Annotated in this window: 2 protein-coding genes; one reads left to right on the forward strand and one right to left on the reverse strand. The window is 61.5% G+C overall.

Annotated elements, in window-relative coordinates; all coding sequences use genetic code 11:
- Window positions 1-411: 411 nt before the first annotated feature.
- The gene (locus DDE77_RS19235) at window positions 412-1,260 is read right to left on the reverse strand and encodes an SDR family oxidoreductase (protein ID WP_108399101.1); all 849 of its coding nucleotides are present in this window, start codon (window positions 1,258-1,260) and stop codon (window positions 412-414) included.
- 85 nt (window positions 1,261-1,345) lie between these two features.
- Between DDE77_RS19235 and DDE77_RS19240 the strand changes: the two genes are divergently transcribed.
- Window positions 1,346-1,762 (forward strand): winged helix-turn-helix transcriptional regulator, encoded by a 417-nt coding sequence (locus tag DDE77_RS19240; protein ID WP_108399100.1) that lies wholly within the window; start codon window positions 1,346-1,348, stop codon window positions 1,760-1,762.
- The last annotated feature ends 107 nt before the right edge of the window (window positions 1,763-1,869 follow it).

A 1,869-nucleotide genomic window follows, 5' to 3' on the forward strand; every position in this document is an offset into this window, starting at 1 on the left:
TTCAGGTGACCGCTGCACTTCTACAGGAACACGCGCTCAATCCAGCCGTCCAGGCAAGCTTTTGCCTTACGATGAAGAGGACGTTCGGCGTGTGTCTGCAATGAACGGCAACCTCGGGTCGCGCGGATGGCTAGTGCGTCCAAGTAAGTTAATGCAACCAGATCGCCTGAGTGTGTGCCCTCCGCGCTCTGTCGGAGTCCTATCGTGCAGTTCAGGCATGCATCGCGATGCGTGCATCTGATATCCGAATTTTCGCCTCTGGAGTGATGGCACGACATCTTCGTCAGATGGATAATTCTTCTGCGCCAGCGATCGCGCCGCAACGCGCAAATGGCCGAATCGCGCCGAGCCCGAAATCGAGGCTCAGCGCTTGTCGTGAGCCGCAGGCTCGAACCCAGGCTGATGGCCCAGCTACGATTTCAGAGCGGCGGCCACCGCATCCGACAGCGGCGTGGTCGGACGCCCGATCAGCGCCGAGAGCTGGCGCCCGTCATCTAACAGCGCGCCGTTGGAAGCGTCGATGTCAAATGCCGCTACCGCCCCGGCAAATCCCTCGGGAACGCCTATGCCCTTCAGCACAGCGGCATATTCGTCTTGCGGCAAATTCCGGTAGGGAATGTCCTTGCCGGTCTGCCTGGAAATCTCCGCCGCAAGGTCGGCAAGCGTATAGGCCTCGTCGCCGGCGAGTTCGTAGACCTTGCCGTCGTGACCGTCGCCTGTCAGCACCGCGACAGCGGCTTCGGCAAGGTCATTGCGGGTCGCGGACGCGATCCGGCCTTCGCCCGCGCTGCCGACCAATGCGCCGGCCTGCACCGCGCCCGGAACCGGGACAGTGTAGTTTTCCGTGTACCAGCCGTTGCGCATGATCGTGTGGGCGATGCCAGACGTCTTCAAGGCAGCTTCAGTTTGCACATGTTCGGGGGCGAGGCTCATCGGCGACGTATCAGCGTGAAGCAGGCTCGTATAGACGATCCGTTTCACTCCCGCCCCCTTCGCCGCGGCGATGACGTTTGCATGCTGACTGGCCCGCTTGCCGACCTCGCTCGACGAGACGAGCATCAGTGTCTCCACGCCCCTGAGCGCCCGGTCGAGCGTCTCTGGTTTTTCATAGTCGGCCTCGCGCACCTCAACGCCAAGGTCTGCCGCCTTACTAGGGGTGCGAGCGAGCGCGACGATCTCCCCCGGCGCGATCTTCTGCTTCAGTTTTTGAACGATCATGCGGCCCAACTGGCCCGTTGCTCCGGTTACGGCGATGGTCATGGCTGGCATACTCCTTGTCTTGATAGCCCAAAGTCACGATATAGGTTGTAACTAACCGATAGTAAGTACGCACAGAAAGGTAAGTATGGATTATCTCGAACAAAACGACGCAATGGGACTTTCTGACAAGCTGCATGGCGAAGTTCTGTCGGCGGGATGCCCCTCGCGGGAGGTGCTCAAGCATGTGACGAGCCAGTGGGGCGTTCTGGTTCTGATCGCGTTGCAACGGGAAACGCACCGCTTCTCGGAATTGCGGCGCCGCATCGGCGGCGTGAGTGAGCGAATGCTGGCGCAGACGCTACAAATGCTGGAAACGGACGGATTCGTGGCTCGCCGCGCCTTTTCCGTCGTGCCGCCGCATGTGGAATATTCATTGACCCCCCTGGGCGAGGAAGTGGCGGAGAAGGTGCGGCTTCTGGCCGACTGGATCGAGGTCAACTTCCACCGCGTTCCCGCACGCCGGACCGTTGCCGAGGCCAAGCCCGGAGCAGCACCGCGCTGATCCACCATTGGCGGAAAGCCAATAGAGGCAGAGATTCGGCCCTGAAACCTCCGCCTCACCGGTTCGGAGCCCCTTGGGCGGGCCAGCGCCCTGAGACCTGTCTAGCC

Source organism: Devosia submarina (assembly GCF_003056345.1).
GTDB lineage: Bacteria > Pseudomonadota > Alphaproteobacteria > Rhizobiales > Devosiaceae > Devosia > Devosia submarina.

Coding starts and splice junctions, on each gene's coding strand:
- DDE77_RS19235 (WP_108399101.1), bottom strand. CDS start 1,260: ATGACCATCGCCGTAACCGGAGCAACGGGCCAGTTGGGCCGCATGATC.
- DDE77_RS19240 (WP_108399100.1), top strand. CDS start 1,346: ATGGATTATCTCGAACAAAACGACGCAATGGGACTTTCTGACAAGCTG.